Raw genomic sequence first — 20,990 nt, 5'->3', positions numbered from 1 at the left:
GAAACCTGCCGACCAAGTGTTTGCCTTGTTTGACACTTCGGCAGAAGCAATAGTCCGGGCTTCGCTATTCAGTTTTTCCCAAATATCCTATCGCAGCCTTCAATTCGGCGGGCACATGTTTTACCCAAAAGTCAGGCTCATACCGCTCATAAGCATGACCGCCCATTGGTAATTTTCTGTCAAGCAGTTCATATAACTCTGACGGACAAGCTTCAAAGGCAAATTGAGCGGCGTCTCTCGGCCGTGGAACCCGAAATTCTGGAAATCTTTCTGGCACAAATCCGGACCAAAAAATGTCCTCGTTTATACCGGATTTCACAACCATTACCCTGGAATTTAGAAAAATTCGACAAATCCAATCAGCAATACGCACGAAACCAAGCTTAGAAAGCGTACTAAAAAACTTGGTTCGATTGATCATTTTCGTCGATTGCAACACCCTCAAAGCAGATTGAACGTGGCGCAAACTGAACCCTCCATTCAACGTCTTCAAGAGCTTCAATGGCCTGTGAGGCTCGCTATACCCTTTAAACATAGGTGCTCCGACAAATGCATAGCCTTTTTGCACCCACTCCTCAACTTCATCCCTTAGAACAACCGCATCATGCTGACAGATCAAAATGTACTCGCTGTCCAAGAAGCGGCGAAAAAATGTCTCGCTCTTTAGTAGACTGTTGTAACCTTTTACACTTTCAAAGTGATTGCCTTCAAAGAGCTCCAAGAGAACTTCCTGTCCGACCGCTGGTGATATGACATCTCTCGTTTTTCGTAGCAAATCACGTTGACAGCGTGAACCAATGAGCACGACTCTATTTCTCGCCAACACGTCCAGATTGTGCTTGAGTACCTGAAGCTCAGCCGAACAAAGTTCACGATAGACCGGAACCACAACAGTACATGTACTGCTTACTGACTTGTTCAAGATCAATCTCCTAAGTCACTCTGTTTCAATGCAACCAGCAGGTACTATAGAAGTGTTGTTCTTTGGAAATACAGGGCGTCCGCAACGTTCGGTGTTGTTATGTTTCAGGCACCTCAACAGGCGCCTGAAACATTGGTCTTGCATGCTCTAGTGCAACTTAGCACCGACATCAGCAATGGCCGCGTCGATCAGCTTGTTCGCCTGCGTCGCAGTCATCTGTTTCGCCAGAACGGCGTTTGCAGCGGATACCGCAACCGAGATCGCCTGATCGCGAACTTCCTTCACAGCCGAAGCTTCAGCCGAAGCGATCTGATCCTGCGCGGCCGCCAAACGGCGTGCGATGGATTTTTCCAGATCGACCTTGGCCTGTTCCGCTGCCAGAGCCGCATCGTCCTTGGCCGCAGCCACGATGGCATCTGCCTGCGTCTGCACTTCGCTCTGCTTGCGCTCGTACGAGGCCAGCAGGCTACGCGCTTCTTCATGCAGGGCGCGGGCTTCGTCCAGCTCGGACTTGATGCCCTCGGCACGGTTGTCCAGGGCGCCACCGATCATGCCGGGGACCTTGAAGTAGAACAGAACCGCGATGAAGACGATGAAGCCCAGAAGGACAACAAAGTCGGTGTTACCCAGCGAGAAGAACGGGCCTTTGGCCGCCAATGCGGGGCTGGCTGCGCCGAAGGTCAGGATAAGGGCAAGAGTGTTCCGCATGTCACTTATCCTTTCATCTGCGCGTCAACGGCACCGTCGATGGCTTTGGCATCCGCCTCGCCGCCCAGTGCAGTCACCAGTTCAGCCGCCGTATCCTTGGCAACCACTTGAATGCTTTCCAGCGCACCGGCACGGATGTCGGCAATTGCCTTCTCCGATTCAGCCGCCTTTGCAGCGATTTCCGCATCCGCCTTGGCAATCGCGTCATCCAGACCAGCCTGGATTTCGGCGCGGGCTTCCGCTGCGATACGCTGAGCCTCAGAACGGGCATCGGCCAGCGCCTTGTTGTAGGCCTCTTCGGCCTCGACCGCCTTGGCCTTCAGATCTTCGGCCGCAGCCAGGTCATTTGTAATGGTCCCCTGACGTTCAGCCAGGATTGCCGCGATGCGGGGCAGAGCCACGCGAGACAGGACCAGAAAGATGACGACCAGCGTAATGACCAGCCAGAAAATCTGGTTGGGGAACCAATCGAAGCAGAGCTGCGGCATCCCGATGGCAGAGCCATAGGAGTCGACGCACGAGCCAGCTACCTCTTTTGTAAGGGGTTCAGTCGCCATGATATCCTCCGTCGGAAACGTGTCTTTACAACAGGTGGGCCGCTATGGCTTGGGCCCACCTGCGCGTAAGGATCAGGTTCCGCAGATTATACGGCGAACATCAGCAGCAGCGAGACCAGGAATGCAAAGATCCCCAGGGCTTCTGCGAACGCGATACCGATGAAGAGGGTTGCGGTCTGCGAAGCAGCCGCCGAAGGGTTGCGCAGGGCGCCGGCCAGGAAGTTGCCTGCTACGTTGCCCACCCCGATTGCGGCTGCGCCGGAACCGATTGCTGCCAGGCCTGCGCCGATGTGTGCGAGATCGCCTTCCATGATGTATCTCCTTACGAATTGGAAGTTTCGATGTTGGGTGTTCGGACCTTAGTGCGACGGATGCAGCGCATCTTTCAGATAAACACAGGTCAGAATTGTGAATACGTAGGCCTGAATGAAGGCCACCAGGACCTCAAGACCATACATTGCGGTGATCGCCAAAACGGACACGGGCGAGATCACGGCAACCGCAGCGAAGCCTGCGAAAACCTTGATAACCGCGTGGCCAGCCATGACGTTACCGGCAAGACGAATGGAGTGGCTGACGGGGCGTACGAAGTACGAGATCAGCTCGATGATCGCCAGGATCGGGCGCAGGGCCAGAGGCGCGCTGGAAACCCAGAACAGGCCCAGGAACGCGGCACCGTTTTTGACAAAGCCCAGAACGGTCACGGTCAGGAACACAGCCAGCGCCAGCGGGATGGTGACCGCGAAATGCGAGGTTGTGGTGAACGAGGTTGGGATCAGGCCAAGGAAGTTGGCGCAGACAATGAACATGAACAGGGTCATGACATATGGAAAGAACTTGACGCCTTCCTTGCCGCAGATGTCTTCCAGCATCTTGTAGACGAAACCGTAGGTCAGTTCTGCGATCGACTGCATACGTGTCGGAACGATTGCGCGCTTCGATGTGGGCAGAACCAGCAGCAGAACAACCGCGACGATTGCAAAGAACAGCCACAGGGTCACGTTGGTGATGGTGAACATGCCAACTGCGCCGTCGCCAAACAGCGGTTTGACGATGAACTGATCCATTGGGTGGAATACCAGGCTGCTGCCTTCTGCTGCGGTGGTCTCAGTTGCCACGTTCAGTCCCTCTCGTCCTTCTCGGCAGCCGTCGCCGCCATTTGTTTCTCTTGTGCCTCTTTCGCGCTGCGGAGCATAACCTTCACGCCCGCGACAAGGCCCAGCAATGTGAACAGCACCAAGAAAATCGGGATTGTCCCGAGCAGGCTGTCCAGCCCGTATCCGATGCCAAATCCGATCCCCAGACCGGATACCATTTCGATGACCATCCTCCAGGCAAGCTCGCCTCCGGATACGTCAGCATCTGCACGGGGTTTGGGCTGTTTTGCTTTTTTCGCCGCGTCGATCTTGGCCTCAAGCTGCGCCATACGCTGCTTTTGGTCGTCATCGGTCACGGGCGTTTCCCTCGTACAGTCTTGAGGCTAGGTGCTAAGGGGCAAGAGGCGCAGAGTCAACGCTGTTGCGCGCCCGAATTGACGCAGGTTAAAGTATTGATTTAAAATCAATAAACCACCTAGGCGAAATCGCGTAACTGTACAGGCAAAGGTCAAAATCAGGCAATCCGCCTAAAATGCCATATTCAACCCTTTGGTTGATCTTTGACTTCCGCGCCTTGGCGCATTCGCCGAACAATCCGGCCATCGATCAGCAAAAGCCCAACAAGGATCGCTGCCATACCAAGCATATGCTCGGGGCGCAGGGCCTCTTTTAACACCCACGTTCCCAGCACCAACGCCGAGACCGGCGCGATGAGGGTAACGGTTGAAATGTTCGTCGGACCCACTTTGGGCAGCAGCCAATAAAACACGATGAACGCCGCCGAGGTCAGGACAAATCCGATCATCAGCAGAGACGCCCAGGTCTCAACCCGGGTGACATGGGGCAACCCCTCTTGCCAGAGGGCCAGCGGAGTGATTGCCAGTGTTGCTCCGGTCAGAGCCAAGGCAACCAGAACCACGGGCTGCATATCCTGGAACGCGCGCGCGAAGTTGACCGAGAAGGCATAGCAGACCGGAGCCAGCAGGATCAGCAGTATGGCCCAGAACTGGGAACCGGCCCCGGAATACAGAACCGGCAGCGACAGCACGACAATGCCCGCGAACCCACAGACCACGCCCATAGACTTCAAGAAGGTTGCCCGCTCACCCCCCGGCCAGAAATGCGAGACGATGACCGCGAAGGCAGGCGTCGTTGCATTCACGATACCCGCCACGCCGGCACCAATATGCTGCTGGCCCAGCGCGTAAAACGCGAATGGCGCGGCATAGCTGAGCGCACCAAACCCCAGTAAGGCAATCACGCGGTTGCCTGACAGGCGTACGTTCAGACGGGCGCCAATGACGTAAATCCAGCACCCCAGTGCTCCAAACCCAACCCGCCCCATGGACACGGACAGCGGCCCGAGTTCGCGCAGCAAAATGGCGTTGAACATGAAAGACATGCCCCAGCCTATGCCGAGGATACAGATCACCAGCCAGTATTTCAGCGGCATTGAGACACCCATTTTCAAGTCAACGCGCAGCATCGCGATGGGCCGCAAATTGTCAAACCGGTTCCTGCGTATTAGGAACGTGACATGTCAAACGACCTCGATACTGTTTTTGCCGCTTTGGCCGATCCGACCCGCCGCACCATCCTTGCGATGCTGCTGGAGGATGACATGGCCGTCACCGATGTGGCCGAACCGTTCGAGATGTCTCTGGCCGCGATCTCGAAACATCTGGTCATTCTGACCCGGGCCGGGCTGATCAGCCAGGAAAAACGCGGGCGGGTGAAATGGTGCAAGCTGGAGCCGGACGCCCTGCGCGCGGCCTCGGTCTGGATGCAGGGCTTCGGGCAGTTCGAACCCGTCAATCTGGACGCGTTCGAACGGTTTTTGGAAGTCGAGCTACCGTCGGGAGACGACCCTTAAGTCATCTGACCACGAAGACCGACATTTTTGAATGCTGCGCCAGTTTCCCGGCGTGGCTCGTGAAGATGTAGTCTGTGATCCGCGGGGCGTGTGTGCCAACAACGATCAGATCCGCGCCAATCTCTTCGGCGGCTTTCGCAAGATCCCCGTCTACCTCGGCGGCGACATCGACAGAGTAGATATTGCGCGTCTCAACCTCGGTGCCACTTAGTTTGCCGATCTCGTCTGCCAGCGCCGATAGGCTTTCGGCAATCGCCTCATCCGTTTGCAAGGCCTCGCCAGGCTGCATACCCGTCACGCTGACGAGGGTAACTTTGGCGCTCTGCCATTTGGCGATTTCAGCCGCGACTGCAGTTGCCTTCTGGACCTCAGGCGGCATATGCAAGTCGACAGGGATCATGATGTGATTGTACATGAATTCCTCCTCTCTCCAGTTTTGAGATTAGAGGATACCGCAATTTAGGGCCTTGATCTGGCTCAACCCCTTCAAAAAGGCCGGTTTACCCCTCCTGACTGTATTCTACGTCGGTGATCACACCGGTCACATCCGCCCGGCAAATCCAGGGTGCTTCAGCACCCGTCACAGAGACGCTCACGACCGTTCCCGTTGCCTCTGACCGCGTAGAGGTCGCCTGAACATCGCCAGATGCCACACCTGTTTCCGCCGATACCAGCGCCTCGCAACTGGCCTGCAGATCTGATCCCTTCTTGTCAGAGCCGCTCGGGGCACAGGCACAGAGGAAAAGGGCCGTTCCAATCACGAAAACTCGGGTCATTTTTGCGTTCCTTTCGGGCAATGGTCGAATTCTGCCACAGCTGGGATCAAGCACAAGAGTCACTCCGGCGCTGTTTGCGGAGCGGGCGCTTCGTCTTTCAAGAGCATGAGAAGCGCGAGGATGGTCAGCCCGACCCCACCAAGAATAAGGCCTGTCGGGATGCCGTTGCCCAGCGCGATCTCCCACAGGATCACCCAGCTTGGGACCAGATAGGTATAGGCCATTACCTTGGCCGAGGGCAGGCGCAAAGCGGCGAACTGCACCAGCACGAAACTGACAGCTGTCGCAAAGAAGGACAGGTAAAACAGGCCCAGCCAGACGATACCCGGAAGGTTGGCCCAGTCGGTTGCAAGGATATCGCGCCAGCCAAAGCCGGTCAGCAACAGACACCCGGCTACAAGCGTGCCGAAGGTGAAGACAACAGCCGGCTCGCCCCGGTTCAGTTTGCGCACCATCGGGGTGTAGATCGCATGGGCGACACAGCCCCAGAAATAGATGATCTCGCCCCCTCCGATCGAGAACGCCCGGAACGCCTGCCAATCCGCGCGAAAAATCACCCAAAACGCACCTGCTGCACCAACCACCAAGGCCAGTGCCATCCGGGGCGTTGCGACCTGACGCAATAGCGCCCACCCAGCGAAGGCGGCGATCATGGGCGTCAAGGTGAACACCGCAGCCGCGCTGACCGGTGGGGCGGTTTGCAGCCCGTAGAACATCAGCACGAAATAGGTGGCGAACAGCCCGCCAAGCACAAGATACCGCCAAGGCGCCCGCGCCGCGCTGCGTGGCAAACCTGTGGTGGCCAATGCGGCAAGGCCGATCACACCTGCTGCTATCCCGAACCTCACCGCATTCAGCGCCGCCGGGGCGATCTCATTGGCGATAATCGACCCCAACGAGAAACTGCCCGCGACCAGGGCCGAGAAGACCAGCATGGCCAGATGGCCACGCGCTTGTGGGCTCATGGCAGCCAGCCCTTGGACTGGTCCTTCAGGAATTGCAGGAAGGACTGCACCTTGGTCGTGCGATGCAGGTCCACATGCGTCACCAGCCACAGCTTGCCGGACCATTCCGGCAGTGGCTCCATGACCTCTTCGAGTTCGGGATGGCGCGCGGCCTCCCATCGGGCCATGAAGCCTATCCCTGCCCCGGCCAGAACCGCTTCGCCACAGGTGAAGTTGTTGGAACACAGGAAAGTCATCGCCTCAACCGGTGCATTCGCACGCAGCCAGCGTGAAAACGGCGCGCGGCTGTTTTCATCGTCATTTCCGACAAATGCGTGATTGCCAAAATCCTCTACACCCGAAGGTTTGCCGCGCCGCGCTATATAATCTTTGCTGGCGTAGAGCCCGACCTCCTGCGCGACAAAGGGCTGTACCACGTTGTCTGGTTGATCGGGCGCGGCACCGGCGCGGATGGCCACATGCGCCTCACCATATTCCAGCCGGAACAGACGATCTCCGGTCAGATAGCGGACGATCAGGCCCGGATGTGACCTCTGAAACTCGGTCAATGTCGGCACGACCAGAGGGGCCAGCGACGCCAGCGAGGTCACGACCAATTCACCCGAGACATCATCCCCGCGGCCCTTCATGCGACCGACCAGCTGGTTGAACTGATCTTCGGTGGCTTGGGCCACGCGCAACAGGTCCTCACCCGCCTCAGTTGGGGTGTACCCCCGCGCATGACGCTGGAACAGCTTCACGCCCAGACGCGCCTCAATGGCGTCGATATGGCGAATGACCGTCGCATGATGCACGCCCAGAACCTCGGCCGCGCCGCTGACCGTTCCCATGCGGGCCACCTGATACGCGGTTCTGACTTCGTCCCAATTGTCCATCACGACCTCATAATGTGCAATTTCAAACACTCAATGTTGACTTAGCCGAGTTTTGTTCGCCAGCGCAACGCTCATATTGGGAGCAGAGCGAAATTTCCCCAATGAGGACATCATGACCAAAACAATCCTGCATATCGACGCCTCGGCCCGTCGCACCGGATCAGCAACCCGAGACCTGTCGCATCGCATCGTCCAGCATCTTGGCGCGGAACGCATCATCCGCCGCGATCTGGCCAGCCCCCTGCCCCTGCTGACCGAGGACTGGATCGCCGCTAACTTCACTCCGGCAGACCAACGCGATGCCGTTCAGCGCGATCAATTGGCCCTGTCCGACGAGCTGGTGAACGAACTGCAACGCGCCGATACCATCGTGATCGGCCTGCCCATCTACAACTTTTCGGTCCCGGCGGCGTTCAAGGCATGGATTGATCTGGTTGCCCGAGCCGGTCTGACATTCTCTTACTCCGAGAACGGCCCCAAAGGCCTGCTGGAAGGCAAACGCGCCGTTCTGGCAATCGCATCAGGTGGCACAGCAGTCGGGTCTGACATCGACTTTGCAACCGACTACGCCAAGCATGTTCTAGGCTTCATTGGCATCACTGACGTCGACGTCGTAGCTGCAGATCAATTGGCCATTGATGCCGACTCGTCGGTCAAAAATGCCCACAAAGCCATTGGTGAACTGGCAGCCTGATCAGGCTCTGGCCAAAGCAAAGCGAAACGTCCAATCTGCACAGCAGTAGCTTTCTGCGGATTGGGCGTTTGTCATGAAAAAGATCGGAATTCTTGGGGGCGTCGGCTGGGCCTCGACGGTGGATTACTACCGCGCGATTTCCGAAGGGGCGAGCCGCCACTTCGCCGCGCGTGGACACGGGTCCCCCCTACCCATTCCACCGATGACACTCGAATCCGTCACGCAAGCCAAAACACGGGCCTTGCGCGGTGTGGCCGGCGATGAGGCCAGTTGGGGCGCATTCGACGCGGTGTTTCGCGAGGCGCTTCTGACCTTGGAGAATGCGGGATGTGATTTTGGGATCATCGCCTCAAACACTCCACACGCACGTCTTCATGCGATCCGGCAGGGCGTGTCGATGCCCATTCTCAGCATCTTCGACGCGACGGCCGAGGTCACCCCGTCAACAGGCGCGTCACGGGCGCTGGTTTTGGGCACGGCCGTGACCATGCAGGCGACCAACTACGCCGACAGGTTGGCCAAAGACGGCATCGCCGCGACTGATCGCCTGCCCGAAGCCGAAATCGCCGAGATGCAGGCCATGATCGACAGCGAGTTTTACGGCGGTGCGTCAGAATCCGCTCATGACCGGCTGCTGGCCTTTTGTAACAAGCATGCAGAACCGGGCACGGCCATCCTGCTGGCTTGTACAGAACTGCCGCTGGCTTTCCCCAACCATCTGGACGACCCTGTGTTCGAAGCCGACGGGCATTTGTTCATCAACCCGTCGGCGGCCCATGTCGCTGCTGCACTGAAACAGGCGTTGGAGGACTGATTAAGCCAGCCAGGTCACATCGCAACCTATCTGATTGAAGAACGCCAACAAATTCGCGCGCTCCATCGCGACGGTTCGGTCATTGACCAGCGGGTGCATGTAGATCACGTCGGCCTGCTGCGCCGCTGCGTCCATGAAGAACCGCACGTTATTCTGCACCCCGTTGATCATCGCCAGCGGGCTGACTGCACCCGGACGGATGCCAAGGTTCTGCAACAACCGATCTGCCGAGCCAAAAGACAGGTTGCCGATCCCCAATTCAGTGCCCAGCGCTTTGAGGTCAATCTCTCGGCTCTGTTCAAGCGTCACCAGATAGTTGCGCTTTTTCTTGTCGCGCAGGTAGAGGTTCTTCAACCGCAAGGCATTCTCGCCCGGCACCATGAACTGGCCCTCGACGGCCTTCGCATCCTCAACCGTGCGCAGTGGCACATGAGAATGCAGCCGGTACTCCAACCCCCAATCATCCAACTGCGCCAATAACGCATCGGAACTGAGCGGCAATGTATCTTGATAAGCGGATGATGCGTCCATGAGAGCCTCCTGTTTGGCGCGCTCATCGCGCAACGCGCGGGCGAATTCAAGCCACGACAGACCTCAAATTCGATGCTAGCGTGCCGCCATGAAAGTCTCGCGCAACACTCCGGACCAGTTGATCCTATCCAATACACCCTGGCTGATAGGCATCATGCTGGTTGTCTTCATCCTCTGTTTCGTCGGCGCAGGCCTTTTCATGGCAACCGAAGGGGGTGAGGGTATCTTTTTTGGCATTTTCTTTGCCCTGGCCGGTGGCGGTTTGGGCTTTGGCGCCTTCTGCGTCTTTGTGAGGCGCGTGCAGGTCATACTGGACCGTCGCACAAACAGCATCGTGATCCGCCGCCAATCGATCTTTGGTTATGACACCGTGGAACATGATCTGTCGAACCTCTCCCATGCCGAGGTGGAGACCACCACCTCGAGCCGTAAAGGAACCTCGTCCAAGATGCATCGCCCCGTTTTGATTCTGGAAAAAGGCATGAGTGCTGGCCGTCACCCGATTGTCGAAGCCTATGTAAGCGGAGGCGGCGCACAGCGGATGGTCGATGCGGTCAATGGCTGGCTTCCGGCGCACAAGGTTGACTCTGACAGCCAATCCGCCTAAAGCCGCATCCAAACATCCGGAAGCGTATGACCTTCCGGTCCCTTGAGTCGTTCAGGGATCGCCCCCCACCAGCGAGTTTCGCCCGTGGGGGCAATTGTGTATTTAACCGGTGTTTCCTACCTAGGAAGGGCCATCAGATAACCGGCTAAGGAGGCCGAAGGCATGTTTGAAAATCTATCCGAACGCCTTTCTGGCGTCTTTGACCGGCTAACCAAACAAGGTGCGCTGTCCGAGGAAGACGTCAAAACCGCCCTGCGCGAAGTTCGCGTTGCCCTGCTTGAGGCCGACGTCTCGCTGCCCGTGGCACGCGCATTCGTCAAGAAGGTGCAGGAACAGGCGACCGGTCAGGCGGTGACCAAGTCGATCACGCCCGGCCAGCAGGTCGTCAAGATCGTGCACGACGCGCTGGTCGAAACTCTGCGTGGCGAAGAAGACCCCGGCAAGCTGAAGATCGACAACCCGCCTGCCCCGATCCTAATGGTCGGTCTGCAGGGCTCGGGTAAAACTACGACCACCGGTAAGCTCGCCAAACGACTGAAAGAGAAAGAGGGCAAGAAGGTCCTGATGGCCTCGCTCGACGTCTATCGCCCCGCAGCGATGGATCAGCTAGCCGTTCTGGGGACTCAGGTCGGTGTCGATACATTGCCGATCGTTCCGGGCCAGTCGCCCGTCGACATCGCCAAACGCGCCAAGCAGCAGGCGACACTGGGCGGCTATGACGTCTACATGCTCGACACCGCGGGCCGTCTGCACATTGACGAAGTCCTGATGGACGAGGTTGAGCAGGTCCGCAATGTGGTTGACCCACGCGAAACCCTGTTGGTGGTTGACGGCCTGACCGGTCAGGTCGCGGTTGAAGTCGCCGAGGAGTTCGACGCCAAGGTCGGCATCTCGGGCGTGGTTCTGACCCGGATGGACGGTGACGGGCGCGGCGGCGCGGCGTTGTCGATGCGCGCGGTTACTGGCAAGCCGATCCGTTTTGTTGGTCTGGGCGAGAAGATGGACGCGCTCGAAACCTTCGAGCCGGACCGGATCGCTGGTCGTATTCTGGGCATGGGCGACATCGTTGCTCTGGTCGAAAAGGCCCAGGAAACGATGGAGATGGAACAGACCGAGCGCATGATGAAGCGCATGGTCAAAGGTCAGTTCAACATGAACGACCTGAAAATGCAGCTGGAACAGATGATCCAGATGGGCGGTATGCAGGGCATGATGGGCATGATGCCGGGCATGGGCAAAATGGCCAAGCAGATGGATCAGGCCGGTCTCGACGACAAAATCCTGCGTCAGCAGATCGCCATGATCCAATCCATGACCAAACGCGAGCGCGCCAACCCGCAGCTGCTGCAGGCCAGCCGCAAGAAACGGATTGCAGCGGGTTCGGGGATGGAGGTTAGCGACCTCAACAAACTGCTCAAGATGCACCGGCAGATGTCGGACATGATGAAGAAAATGGGCAAGATGGGCAAAGGCAAGATGCTGAAACAGGCCATGAAGGGCATGTTCGGTAAAGGCGGCCCCTCGCCTGAGGATATGGCCGCAGGCATGGATCCCAAGGCGCTGGAACAGGCGGCTAAGGCCATGGGTGGCAAGATGCCCGGTGGTCTGCCCGGACTGGGCGGTGGCATGGGCCTGCCTCAGGGCCTCAGCGGGTTTGGCAAGAAGAAGTAAATGACTGCCCTCACGCATCATATCCCCCAGCTTGAGACCGAGCGCCTGATCCTGCGCGCGCCGTCTGAGGCTGATCTTGACGCAGACACCGCGTTCTTCGCCAGCGAAGCTGCGAAGTATGTCGGCGGTCAGATGCGCCGGGATGAAGTGTGGCGTATGATCGCGGCTCTGCTGGGCCACTGGTCGCTGCGCGGCTACGGATACTGGAGCGTCGATGAAAAAGACACCGGCGAATATCTTGGTCGTGTCGGTCTCTGGTGCCCCGAAGGTTGGCCTGAACCCGAGGTTGGCTGGACGCTGCTGAACCACGCCACTGGCAAGGGATACGCGACTGAGGCCGGGTTTGCGGCGCGCAGCTATGCCTATGATGTTTTGGGTTGGGACACTGCGATCTCGCTGATCGACCCCGAAAACCATGCCAGCATCGCCGTTGCCAAACGTCTGGGCGCACAGTTCGAATACATCTACGAGCATCCCAAGTATGGGACCTCGGAAATCTGGCGGCACCCTGCCCCGGCGGATCTGGTGAACGGTGGAATGGAGGCCTACGCATGACCTCTTTCACCATCCCCACTTTCGAAACCGAACGTCTGATCCTGCGCGCCCCTCATCAGGACGACCTGCCCGCGATGACTGCGTTCTTCAAAACAGAACGCAGCTATATGGTGGGAGGTCCGAAGGATGAGCTGGGCAGCTGGGACTCGCTGGCCAAACGGTTGGGTCATTGGGCGCTCAATGGCTTTGGCCTGTGGCATCTGACCCAGAAATCGAGCGGCGCGTTCGCCGGCTGGGCGGGTATAATCTTTGCTCCGGGCTGGGATGAGCCGGAATTGGGCTGGACCCTGATGGAGCAGGCCGAAGGCAAAGGTCTGGGCTTCGAGGCCGCACAAGCCGCGCGCCGCTACGCAGCCCAGCATCAAGGCCTGAACGGCGTGATGTCCTACATTGCCCATGCAAATGACCGCTCGCGCGCTTTGGCCGAGCGTCTTGGCGCCACCTATGAACGCGAAGCCGAGCTGCTGGGTAAGAAAGCCCAGATGTGGCGTCACCCGCGTATCAACGTTTCTAACACTGCTTTGACCTCCGAAAGGATCGGCCAATGACCAACCCCGTGACACAGGCTGCGACGCTGCTGAAAGAGCATCGCGAAAGCATCGACCGGCTGGACGCGATCCTCGTCTATACGCTGGGCGAGCGGTTCAAGCACACGCAGGCCGTTGGCAAGCTCAAGGCCGAACACGACCTTCCCCCGTCCGATCCCACGCGCGAAGCCGCGCAGATCGCGCGGCTAGAAGACCTGGCGAAAGAGGCCGATCTGGACCCCGATTTCGCCAAGGCTTTTCTGAATTTTATCATTCAGGAAGTCATCCGACACCACCGGAAACATCAAGAGTGAACCTCCGGTTCAACAAACACCAGAATTGACCGGGCAATCCCCGGCACACGCCATCTAAAGGAGATACCACCATGGCAATGAAAATTCGTCTCGCCCGCGGCGGCTCGAAAAAACGTCCTTTCTACCGCATCGTCGCTGCTGACAGCCGCATGCCTCGTGACGGCCGTTTCATCGAGAAACTGGGTACCTATAACCCGCTGCTGCCGAAAGACAGCGAAGAGCGCGTGAAAATGAACCTGGAGCGCATCCAGTACTGGCTGGATCAGGGCGCTCAGCCTACCGACCGTATCGCACGCATGTTGGAAGCTGCTGGCACTCGTGACAAAGCCGAGCGCAGCAACCCCAACAAGGGTACTCCGGGCAAGAAAGCCCAAGAGCGCGCAGAAGAGAAAGCTGCAAAGGCTGCTGAAGCGGCCGAAGCTGCTGCTGCACCGGCTGAAGAAGCTGCAGCAGAAGAATAAGCGGGCCGACGCGTGCAGGATCAGGCTTTCACCGACGATTTTCGCACGCAGTTCGATCTGTTGATGCGGCTCCGGCGCGATGTGCGTCGGTTCCGCACCGACCCTGTGGACGAGGCCGTGCTGACGCGCTGCCTCGACGCATTTCTGCTGGCCCCATCCGTGGGGCTCAGCGAACCTTGGCGCGTGATCCGCGTCGAAAGTGAGGCCGCGCGCGACGCGGCGCTCAAGAATTTCCAAACCGCCAATGCAGACGCTCTGGCCGGGTATTCTGGTGAGAAAGCCCAGCTGTATAGCGGCCTCAAACTTTCGGGCATGCAGGAAGCGCCGGTGCAATTGGCGGTATTCTGCGATGACACAACCAGCAAAGGCCAGGGTCTGGGCGCGGGCACCATGCCCGAGATGCGGCGCTATTCGGTTGTCTCAGCCATCACCCTGTTCTGGCTGGCCCTGCGCGCGCAGGGGCTGGGACTGGGCTGGGTTTCGATCCTGGACCCCGACCAAATGAACACCGATCTGAACGTCCCGGACAACTGGCGGCTAATCGGCTATTTCTGCGTTGGCTGGCCGGAAGAAGAGTCCGACACGCCCGAGCTGGAAAGGGCCGGTTGGGAAGACCGCGAAGAGACTCTACCGATCGAGGTGCGATAGCCGATGTTCGGATTGTTACGGCTTCCCATCCTGTTGCTGATCGCATTTATTGTCGGCGTGTTCTTTGAACGCAATAACCAGCGTGAAGCCTGCGAAGTGATCGGGCAATGGCGAAACGGACTATGTATTACGGAAGGCTCAAATGAGTGATCTGATCTGCGTCGGCAGCATTGCGGGATCATATGGTGTGCGCGGCGAGGTGCGGCTGAAAAGCTTTTGCGCCGTGCCGGAAGACATCGAAGCCTATTCGCCACTGACCGACGAAGACGGCAAAGAGCGCTTTCCCGTGGTGCTGACCCGCGCGATCAAGAACGGATTTGCTGCGCGTCTGGGCGGGGTTGAAACCAAGGAAGAGGCGGACGCCCTGAACGGTCTGCGCTTGTATGCCCGGCGGGATCAACTGCCTTCGCTGCCGGATGACGAGTTCTATCACACCGATCTGATCGGGCTCGAGGTGTATGACACTGGCGGCACCCTTCTGGGAAAGGTGAAGTCCGTGCAAAATCACGGCGCGGCGGATTTGTTGGAATTGCACGGGCCGGGTCTGAAATCGACTGTCCTGCTGCCGTTCACGCTGGACGCGGTTCCGACGGTTGATTTGGAGGCCGGTCGCATCGTCGCCGATCCGCCAGAAGGCCTGATATGATGCGGCGCGTTCTGCTGCATCTGGGGCTGCACAAGACCGGCACCACCGTTGCGCAGTCGTTTCTCTACAAGAACCGTCAACTGATCTGGCCGCATTTTTCGCTGATCCTGCCCTACAAAACCCGTAAAACCGGACTTGCAGACATCGCCACGCGGCATTCGGTCTATCGGATGAACAGCACATTGGCCGAGTTCGAAACGGGTGTGCATGCGCTGCTGGATCCCATAGACTTCGGCACCAGCCGCGGCCTGATCCTCAGCGAGGAAAACTTCGCCGGACTACGCCCCAGCCGCAACAGCGCCGAAGGCTACGGGGCGGCCCCGGAATTGGCGACGACGCTGGTGGAGCGGGTGAAGGATCGTCTGGGGCCGGTCGACCTCACGATCTATCTGTCCTTGCGACAGCGAGAGGATTGGATGCGCAGCCTCTGGGCACATGATCTGCGGCGGACACGGCTGGTGCAGGACTATGACGAATTCCGGGAGGCGTTGAACCACCTGCCCTCCCCGAAAGAGACCGCGGATATGCTTCAGGACCGGCTACCGCTGGTCAAGGTCCAGACCGAGTGGATGGAGGACCTGCGCAAGCGGCGCTTTGGTCCGGGCGCTCCGTTTGCGACGTTCCTGAACCTGCCGCGCGACAAGATGTTCAAACTGGTCGCGCCGGAGCCGCACAAAGCCCGCCCGACTGATGATGTTCTGCTGGAACTGCTGGAGTTGAACCGTTCCGCGCTGGACGATGCGGCCCTGATGGCGCAAAAGAAGGCCCTCATCAAACGCGCCAAGGACGATCTGGTTGCCCAGTCATGACAGATACACCAAGCAAGTCTCACGGTCGCAAGGCCATCCGACCCACTCTGCAACCGCGCGAGTTGATGACTCCGACGCCGGATCTGCACGGCGTATGGAAAGCCAAGATCATCACCTTGTTTCCCAGCGCTTTCCCCGGCGTTCTGGGCGAAAGCCTTACAGGTAAGGCTCTGCAGGAAGGGCTTTGGCAACTGGAAACGGTTGATTTGCGGCAATTCGGGATCGGTAAACACCGCAATGTGGATGACACACCCGCAGGCGGGGGCGCTGGTATGGTGCTACGCGCCGACGTGTTGGGGCCTGCCATCGAACAGACCATGGCCGGTATCCGAGGCAACTGGCCACTTATCTATCTCAGCCCGCGCGGCAAGCGTATGGGCCAGCGGATGATGCAGAATCTGGCGCGCTGCGACGGGATGACCTTGCTCTGCGGCCGGTTCGAGGGCGTAGACGAGCGTGTGTTGACGCATTACGGCGTGCAGGAGGTCAGCCTCGGCGATTTCGTCATGACCGGCGGTGAGATCGCGGCGCAAGCTCTGATCGACGCCACCGTGCGGCTGATCCCCGGCGTGCTGGGCAATCAGGCCTCGACCGAAGAAGAGAGCTTTTCCTCGGGCCTGCTGGAACACCCGCAATACACGCGCCCCGCAGAATGGAACGGCCGCCCGATCCCCGAGGTCCTGATGTCCGGTCACCACGGCCGCATCGCCGAATGGCGCCAAAAGATGGCCGAGGACATAACGCGGGAACGGCGGCCTGATGTGTGGGACGAATACGTTCGCGCCAGGCAGAAATCTATCAAATGACACAGGCTACTGTGGCCCGCAAACCGCAGGTTCACAGTTAAAGCTGATGCTAATTGCAGTTGAAGAAATCGCGGGATACTCATCCTTGAGTTTTGCGATGGACTCAAAAGATTCGCATATTTTAAAGAACGGAAATTCATGAAAAAGCTAATACTTTTGGGCTGCGTACTTGTCTCGGCATGTGCGACCAGTGCTTTGGAAAACTCCGTGCCAACTCAGGCCGGGCATAATATGGCATCCGCCAGAAACGCGGTATTGTCTTGCTCGAACGAAGCTGACATCGGCGGGAATGCCGCAGTGATTGGAGCCTATCCCGCCTTCATCCTGATGTCGTCACCTTTGGTCGGTTCTGTGCTTGCATATGGCAGCCGACACGAACTCAGGGCGCAAGGCGAGATGGATCAGGTAGACCGCTGCCTGAGCGAGCGCGGCTTTGACCGCCGCGTGCTGACCCAAGGAGAAGCGTTCTGGCTGCGCAATGCCTACGGTGAGGAACGCGCGCGCAGGCTCGATCACCTTGTCGCGGGCGGCACCGTGGAAAGCTACGCGGCACCTCAATCTTAAGGCGTCTACCCTTTCCACTGCGCCCAAATCTCGGGCGGGCCGCTGAAGACGTTGATGTCGACCTTACCCTGAACACCCGGCACCAGCCCGGTGCCAGTGTACTGCCAGAACCTCCAGACCGCGCCGGGATAGACCTGGCGAGGATGCCCCGCGACCGAGCGAAGCCAGAACTCGGTCTTTGACAGCCGTCCGATATCGGTGTCCTGGTAGAAATCCACAGTCGTGTAGACGATGGGTCGGCGGCCATAGTGACGTTCGAGGATATCGAGGAACTTTTGCGCCTCGGCCCGGACGATTTTGCCATCAGGGCGAAGGGTGCAGGTTTTCGAATGCGGCGTCCATTCCATGTCCAGCACATGCGGCAGGTCCGCACCTTTGGGGACGTTCTGAATGAACCACTGCGCCTGTTCACGCGCCGGGCGGCAGAAGTAGTAGTAGTGATACGCCCCCCACGGCACACCCGCTGCCTGCGCGCCGCGACGATGTTCGTCGAACATCGGGTCGGTAAAATCACCCCCCTCGGTCGCTTTCATGAACACAAAGCTGACGCCCGAGGCCTTGGCCTGACGCCAGTCAATCGGCCCCTGCCAACGCGAGACATCCAACCCGTGAACCGGATACAGGCCGGGATGTCGCCCGTCCCAGTCATGGGGGTCGGCATCGCCAAAATCGGGGTAGATCACGGCGGGCGCGGTCCGGTCCAAGCCCGGTGTGGCCTCTACGACCTGCGGCGGAGGTCCTCTGCGTCCGCAGGACATCAAAACTGCAGCCGCCAGGGCCAGCATGATTGCAAATCGGGTCATTGTTTCAGCCTGAAATAACTGCTCTTGTAATTGATCTCAGAATGCCTGATCCAACACACAAAGCAACGTCGCATTCGGGAATTGGCAAAATCCCACCGCTGATGCCTGCGATTTAGGCTTGATCCCTGTCCGTAAACCCCCTAAAGCAGCGCAATCCGGTGCCGTGTGATGCGACTCCGGTGTTTTGGTTTGTTTCATGGCGCACCGCTTGGCTTTCTTCGGCCACCGCGTGTCAGGGCAGACCGGACCAAAGGAACATTCGATCTGACCTCTGGCGGGCTGTTCGCAGGACCCGGTGAAGACCAAGAGCTCTCAGGCCGTGCCCAAACTTCGTGGACCAACCACGAGCAGATAGGAGTGAATGCGATGGACCTGATCGCACAGCTTGAGGCGGAACAGATTGCCGCCCTGGGGAAAGACATCCCCGATTTCAAAGCCGGTGACACCGTTCGTGTCGGCTTTAAAGTGACCGAAGGGTCGCGTACCCGTGTGCAGAACTACGAAGGTGTCTGCATCGCGCGTAAAGGTGGCAACGGCATCGCCGGTTCGTTCACCGTCCGCAAAATCTCGTTCGGCGAAGGCGTAGAGCGTGTGTTCCCGCTGCATTCGACCAACATCGACAGCATCACCGTTGTTCGCCGTGGCCGCGTCCGTCGCGCCAAACTGTATTACCTGCGCACCCGTCGTGGTAAATCCGCACGTATCGCAGAGGTCACCAACTACAAGCCCAAAGCTGGCGCCGAAGCGTAAGGAACGGAAAGATGAAAAAAGACATCCATCCCGATTATCACGTCATCGACGTCAAAATGACCGATGGCACCGTTGTTCAGATGAAATCCACCTGGGGCAGCGAAGGCGATCAGCTGGCTCTGGAAATCGACCCCTCCGTGCACCCCGCATGGACTGGTGGTTCGTCGCGCCTGATGGACGCCGGCGGCCGCGTGTCGAAGTTCAAAAAGAAATACGAAGGTCTGGGCTTCTAAGCCTTACCGCGTTCGATTTCGAAAGGCCGTCCCTTGGGGGCGGCCTTTTTTGTTTCCTACTAAATGCATGATGCACGCCACGCTGACTTGTTTCCAAAATGAAATCGGATCGATAACTGTCTTACTTCGTCAGTTCCACTGCACTGTGCAGCGGCGGCACTGGTCCGCGCAGAAGCAGCAGCGCCAAAACCATCCCTATCAGAGCGGCAATCGCAGCGACCACCATTGCGCTGTCAAAGGCGTTGTCTTGCAGATCCCGCAGAGCCTCAGCCAGAGCTGTTCCTGCCGTCGGCTCCAAGCTGGTGAGTAACTGCTGGACCTCGCCAGGTTTGCCGTGGGTTAGCGCATGTGCCAGATCAGCACGCTGCGTTGATCCGGAGGGCAGTGCGTCAATCACTTCGGACAGGCCCCGACGTATGGTGATGGACTCTGCCAACCCACCGACCACTGCCCCCAAGGTGGCTCCGAAATAGAGACAGGCGTTGATCACGCCTGAGCCCTGCCCAACATGCTCTTCGGGCAGAAGGCGCAGGCCGAGGCGTGGCAGAAGCGAGAAACAGATACCCAACCCGATCCCGACGATCAGCAGCTTCCACCAAATTTCGGAATATTGCGTGGTATTCGAAACTGTCGTCAGCAACAGGAACCCACATGCCATTGCCCCCAGACCGATCGCAACCGGCCACTGGAAACTGTAGGGCGCCAGAAACCGGGGCGCGGTGACAGATATGACAAACATGCTGATGCTTAGCGGCATAATCGCCAATCCCGCTCCGATGGAAGTATAGCCAAAGGCATCTGGCGATTGCACAAATGTGTTGAAATAGACAAAGAAACAGAAAAGCGTGAAACCGGTAAAGAACATTCCCGCGGCGGCCATGAAGTAACGCGGATGGCGGAAATACCGCAGCTCAATCAACGGGTCATCACTGCGACGCGAGACAATGACCAGCAGGACGGTCGCCAGGGCCGCCACAGCCAGCGGTATTAGCGTCAGTGGCGTGCTCCACCCGCCGCTTTCCCCATTGCTAAGCGCAAAGGACAGCGGCCCGAGAAACAACAGAATGGCAACTGCTCCGGGATAGTCAAAACGTGCCCCGGCAAGGCGTGTGTCAGGCACGTATTTCCGTTTGCTAACATGCAACCCAATAGTGAAGGCCACGACCAGCAGAACCAGATCGGCGGCAAACACCGCACGCCAGCTAATGTAATGCCCAAAGGCACCGCCTACGATGGGCCCAACGCCGATAGCCAGCCCGACGATGGCGCCCCAGAAACCGGTGACACCGGCTCTCTGCTCCTCAGGTGTCGCCGCTGTCAGCAGGGAAAGAGAAGTTCCGAACAACGCCGCTGCCCCCGCTCCCTGCGCACCGCGCCCGATTAACAGCATGGTTGCGTCTTGCGCAAACAGGACCGAGCCAGACCCAAAGGCAAAGACGACCATACCAAAGAAGAAAACCCCCATCTTGCCGGTGATATCGCCCAGACGACTGACGATGGTAACAAGCGAAGCGCTGGCGACAGTATAGATCGCCATTACCCATTGCAGGCCGGACGGTGTCAGGTCGAATTCGGCCTTCAGATTAGGTAGGATCGTCGCAACGGCCGTGGTGTTGAACCCCACAACCATCATGCAGATTGCCGTCATCGCCAGCACCACGCGGGCGCGGGCTTGTGGGGTTACGTCTGTCGGCGTCTTTCCGTTCATCGTGTCACCCTGAGCTTGTGGCTCTTTACCGCAATTTATCAGTAGATTAGCGATTTTTGCAGCCGAGCATAGGGTT

At 58.5% G+C, this 20,990-nt stretch carries 30 protein-coding genes; 16 read left to right on the top strand and 14 right to left on the bottom strand.

Features of this window, described 5'->3' with window-relative positions:
• Positions 1 to 64: 64 nt before the first annotated feature.
• From ACR0J4_RS19815 to ACR0J4_RS19785, 7 genes are all read right to left on the bottom strand, one after another.
• The gene (locus tag ACR0J4_RS19815) at positions 65 to 922 is read right to left on the bottom strand and encodes a DUF5672 family protein (protein ID WP_170643774.1); all 858 of its coding nucleotides are present in this window, start codon (positions 920 to 922) and stop codon (positions 65 to 67) included.
• Between the two features lie 147 nt (positions 923 to 1,069).
• Positions 1,070 to 1,630 carry a F0F1 ATP synthase subunit B gene (locus tag ACR0J4_RS19810; RefSeq protein ID WP_170556362.1) on the bottom strand — a complete coding sequence of 187 codons (561 nt, stop codon included), beginning with the start codon at positions 1,628 to 1,630 and terminating at the stop codon, positions 1,070 to 1,072.
• Positions 1,631 to 1,635: 5 nt separating this feature from the next.
• Positions 1,636 to 2,187, bottom strand: a complete 552-nt coding sequence (locus ACR0J4_RS19805) for a F0F1 ATP synthase subunit B' (protein ID WP_170643775.1) — start codon at positions 2,185 to 2,187, stop codon at positions 1,636 to 1,638.
• An 86-nt stretch (positions 2,188 to 2,273) separates the two neighbouring features.
• Positions 2,274 to 2,498, bottom strand: coding sequence for a F0F1 ATP synthase subunit C (locus tag ACR0J4_RS19800; protein WP_005981269.1), 225 nt, complete (start codon positions 2,496 to 2,498; stop codon positions 2,274 to 2,276).
• 48 nt (positions 2,499 to 2,546) lie between these two features.
• The gene (locus ACR0J4_RS19795; protein ID WP_170380481.1) at positions 2,547 to 3,305 is read right to left on the bottom strand and encodes a F0F1 ATP synthase subunit A; all 759 of its coding nucleotides are present in this window, start codon (positions 3,303 to 3,305) and stop codon (positions 2,547 to 2,549) included.
• Between the two features lie 2 nt (positions 3,306 to 3,307).
• The gene (locus tag ACR0J4_RS19790) at positions 3,308 to 3,640 is read right to left on the bottom strand and encodes an AtpZ/AtpI family protein (protein ID WP_170380482.1); all 333 of its coding nucleotides are present in this window, start codon (positions 3,638 to 3,640) and stop codon (positions 3,308 to 3,310) included.
• 185 nt (positions 3,641 to 3,825) lie between these two features.
• Positions 3,826 to 4,737, bottom strand: a complete 912-nt coding sequence (locus ACR0J4_RS19785) for a DMT family transporter (protein WP_170643845.1) — start codon at positions 4,735 to 4,737, stop codon at positions 3,826 to 3,828.
• 84 nt (positions 4,738 to 4,821) lie between these two features.
• Between ACR0J4_RS19785 and ACR0J4_RS19780 the strand changes: the two genes are divergently transcribed.
• Entirely contained in the window at positions 4,822 to 5,157 is a 336-nt protein-coding gene (locus ACR0J4_RS19780) for a metalloregulator ArsR/SmtB family transcription factor (protein WP_170556359.1), read from the top strand.
• Position 5,158: 1 nt separating this feature from the next.
• Here ACR0J4_RS19780 and ACR0J4_RS19775 read toward each other — a convergent pair whose 3' ends face one another.
• The 4 genes from ACR0J4_RS19775 to ACR0J4_RS19760 all read right to left on the bottom strand — a co-directional run bounded on the left by ACR0J4_RS19775 (position 5,159) and on the right by ACR0J4_RS19760 (position 7,773).
• A complete protein-coding gene (locus tag ACR0J4_RS19775; RefSeq protein WP_170643776.1) occupies positions 5,159 to 5,572 on the bottom strand; it encodes a universal stress protein in 414 nt (137 codons plus the stop codon).
• An 85-nt stretch (positions 5,573 to 5,657) separates the two neighbouring features.
• Entirely contained in the window at positions 5,658 to 5,933 is a 276-nt protein-coding gene (locus ACR0J4_RS19770; protein ID WP_170643779.1) for a hypothetical protein, read from the bottom strand.
• 59 nt (positions 5,934 to 5,992) lie between these two features.
• Positions 5,993 to 6,898, bottom strand: coding sequence for a DMT family transporter (locus ACR0J4_RS19765; RefSeq protein ID WP_170643780.1), 906 nt, complete (start codon positions 6,896 to 6,898; stop codon positions 5,993 to 5,995).
• Complete coding sequence (locus ACR0J4_RS19760) at positions 6,895 to 7,773, bottom strand: LysR family transcriptional regulator (protein ID WP_170556355.1); 879 nt, start codon at positions 7,771 to 7,773, stop codon at positions 6,895 to 6,897. The genes ACR0J4_RS19765 and ACR0J4_RS19760 overlap by 4 nt, the downstream gene beginning before the upstream one ends.
• 112 nt (positions 7,774 to 7,885) lie before the next feature.
• Between ACR0J4_RS19760 and ACR0J4_RS19755 the strand changes: the two genes are divergently transcribed.
• The gene (locus ACR0J4_RS19755) at positions 7,886 to 8,467 is read left to right on the top strand and encodes an NAD(P)H-dependent oxidoreductase (protein WP_170556354.1); all 582 of its coding nucleotides are present in this window, start codon (positions 7,886 to 7,888) and stop codon (positions 8,465 to 8,467) included.
• A gap of 73 nt (positions 8,468 to 8,540) precedes the next feature.
• The gene (locus tag ACR0J4_RS19750) at positions 8,541 to 9,281 is read left to right on the top strand and encodes an aspartate/glutamate racemase family protein (RefSeq protein ID WP_170747424.1); all 741 of its coding nucleotides are present in this window, start codon (positions 8,541 to 8,543) and stop codon (positions 9,279 to 9,281) included.
• Here the strand turns inward: ACR0J4_RS19750 and ACR0J4_RS19745 are convergent, their stop codons facing one another.
• Positions 9,282 to 9,812 carry a prolyl-tRNA synthetase associated domain-containing protein gene (locus ACR0J4_RS19745; protein WP_170643783.1) on the bottom strand — a complete coding sequence of 177 codons (531 nt, stop codon included), beginning with the start codon at positions 9,810 to 9,812 and terminating at the stop codon, positions 9,282 to 9,284.
• Positions 9,813 to 9,900: 88 nt separating this feature from the next.
• Here ACR0J4_RS19745 and ACR0J4_RS19740 point away from each other — a divergent pair, with 88 nt between their 5' ends.
• The 11 genes from ACR0J4_RS19740 to ACR0J4_RS19690 all read left to right on the top strand — a co-directional run bounded on the left by ACR0J4_RS19740 (position 9,901) and on the right by ACR0J4_RS19690 (position 17,420).
• On the top strand, positions 9,901 to 10,419 hold the full coding sequence (locus tag ACR0J4_RS19740) for a hypothetical protein (RefSeq protein WP_170643785.1): 519 nt from the start codon (positions 9,901 to 9,903) through the stop codon (positions 10,417 to 10,419).
• 162 nt (positions 10,420 to 10,581) lie between these two features.
• Positions 10,582 to 12,090: a signal recognition particle protein gene (ffh, locus tag ACR0J4_RS19735; RefSeq protein WP_170474255.1), complete on the top strand. Its 1,509-nt coding sequence runs from the start codon at positions 10,582 to 10,584 to the stop codon at positions 12,088 to 12,090.
• On the top strand, positions 12,091 to 12,645 hold the full coding sequence (locus ACR0J4_RS19730) for a GNAT family N-acetyltransferase (protein ID WP_170643787.1): 555 nt from the start codon (positions 12,091 to 12,093) through the stop codon (positions 12,643 to 12,645).
• Positions 12,642 to 13,193, top strand: a complete 552-nt coding sequence (locus ACR0J4_RS19725; protein ID WP_170643788.1) for a GNAT family N-acetyltransferase — start codon at positions 12,642 to 12,644, stop codon at positions 13,191 to 13,193. The genes ACR0J4_RS19730 and ACR0J4_RS19725 overlap by 4 nt, the downstream gene beginning before the upstream one ends.
• Complete coding sequence (locus ACR0J4_RS19720) at positions 13,190 to 13,486, top strand: chorismate mutase (protein WP_170380494.1); 297 nt, start codon at positions 13,190 to 13,192, stop codon at positions 13,484 to 13,486. The genes ACR0J4_RS19725 and ACR0J4_RS19720 overlap by 4 nt, the downstream gene beginning before the upstream one ends.
• A 71-nt stretch (positions 13,487 to 13,557) precedes the next feature.
• Entirely contained in the window at positions 13,558 to 13,947 is a 390-nt protein-coding gene (gene rpsP / locus ACR0J4_RS19715; protein ID WP_170643790.1) for a 30S ribosomal protein S16, read from the top strand.
• A 12-nt stretch (positions 13,948 to 13,959) separates the two neighbouring features.
• Complete coding sequence (gene bluB / locus ACR0J4_RS19710; protein WP_170643792.1) at positions 13,960 to 14,595, top strand: 5,6-dimethylbenzimidazole synthase; 636 nt, start codon at positions 13,960 to 13,962, stop codon at positions 14,593 to 14,595.
• A 142-nt stretch (positions 14,596 to 14,737) separates the two neighbouring features.
• Positions 14,738 to 15,241, top strand: a complete 504-nt coding sequence (gene rimM, locus ACR0J4_RS19705) for a ribosome maturation factor RimM (RefSeq protein WP_170494195.1) — start codon at positions 14,738 to 14,740, stop codon at positions 15,239 to 15,241.
• On the top strand, positions 15,238 to 16,050 hold the full coding sequence (locus ACR0J4_RS19700) for a hypothetical protein (RefSeq protein WP_480668797.1): 813 nt from the start codon (positions 15,238 to 15,240) through the stop codon (positions 16,048 to 16,050). Before rimM ends, ACR0J4_RS19700 begins: the two co-directional genes overlap by 4 nt.
• The gene (gene trmD / locus ACR0J4_RS19695; RefSeq protein ID WP_170643795.1) at positions 16,047 to 16,856 is read left to right on the top strand and encodes a tRNA (guanosine(37)-N1)-methyltransferase TrmD; all 810 of its coding nucleotides are present in this window, start codon (positions 16,047 to 16,049) and stop codon (positions 16,854 to 16,856) included. The genes ACR0J4_RS19700 and trmD overlap by 4 nt, the downstream gene beginning before the upstream one ends.
• A 231-nt stretch (positions 16,857 to 17,087) precedes the next feature.
• The gene (locus ACR0J4_RS19690; protein ID WP_170643796.1) at positions 17,088 to 17,420 is read left to right on the top strand and encodes a hypothetical protein; all 333 of its coding nucleotides are present in this window, start codon (positions 17,088 to 17,090) and stop codon (positions 17,418 to 17,420) included.
• A gap of 5 nt (positions 17,421 to 17,425) precedes the next feature.
• Here ACR0J4_RS19690 and ACR0J4_RS19685 read toward each other — a convergent pair whose 3' ends face one another.
• On the bottom strand, positions 17,426 to 18,223 hold the full coding sequence (locus tag ACR0J4_RS19685; protein ID WP_170643797.1) for a glycoside hydrolase family 25 protein: 798 nt from the start codon (positions 18,221 to 18,223) through the stop codon (positions 17,426 to 17,428).
• Between the two features lie 366 nt (positions 18,224 to 18,589).
• Here ACR0J4_RS19685 and rplS point away from each other — a divergent pair, with 366 nt between their 5' ends.
• Positions 18,590 to 18,973, top strand: a complete 384-nt coding sequence (gene rplS, locus ACR0J4_RS19680; RefSeq protein ID WP_170380501.1) for a 50S ribosomal protein L19 — start codon at positions 18,590 to 18,592, stop codon at positions 18,971 to 18,973.
• 11 nt (positions 18,974 to 18,984) lie between these two features.
• A complete protein-coding gene (rpmE, locus tag ACR0J4_RS19675; protein ID WP_170380502.1) occupies positions 18,985 to 19,206 on the top strand; it encodes a 50S ribosomal protein L31 in 222 nt (73 codons plus the stop codon).
• A 121-nt stretch (positions 19,207 to 19,327) separates the two neighbouring features.
• Here rpmE and ACR0J4_RS19670 read toward each other — a convergent pair whose 3' ends face one another.
• Complete coding sequence (locus ACR0J4_RS19670; protein WP_170643798.1) at positions 19,328 to 20,914, bottom strand: MFS transporter; 1,587 nt, start codon at positions 20,912 to 20,914, stop codon at positions 19,328 to 19,330.
• Positions 20,915 to 20,990: the final 76 nt, after the last annotated feature.

Source organism: Ruegeria sp. B10, from assembly GCF_056539825.1.
Note: the sequence above shows the minus strand (reverse complement) of the source record. Positions and strands in the feature narration are given on the sequence as shown.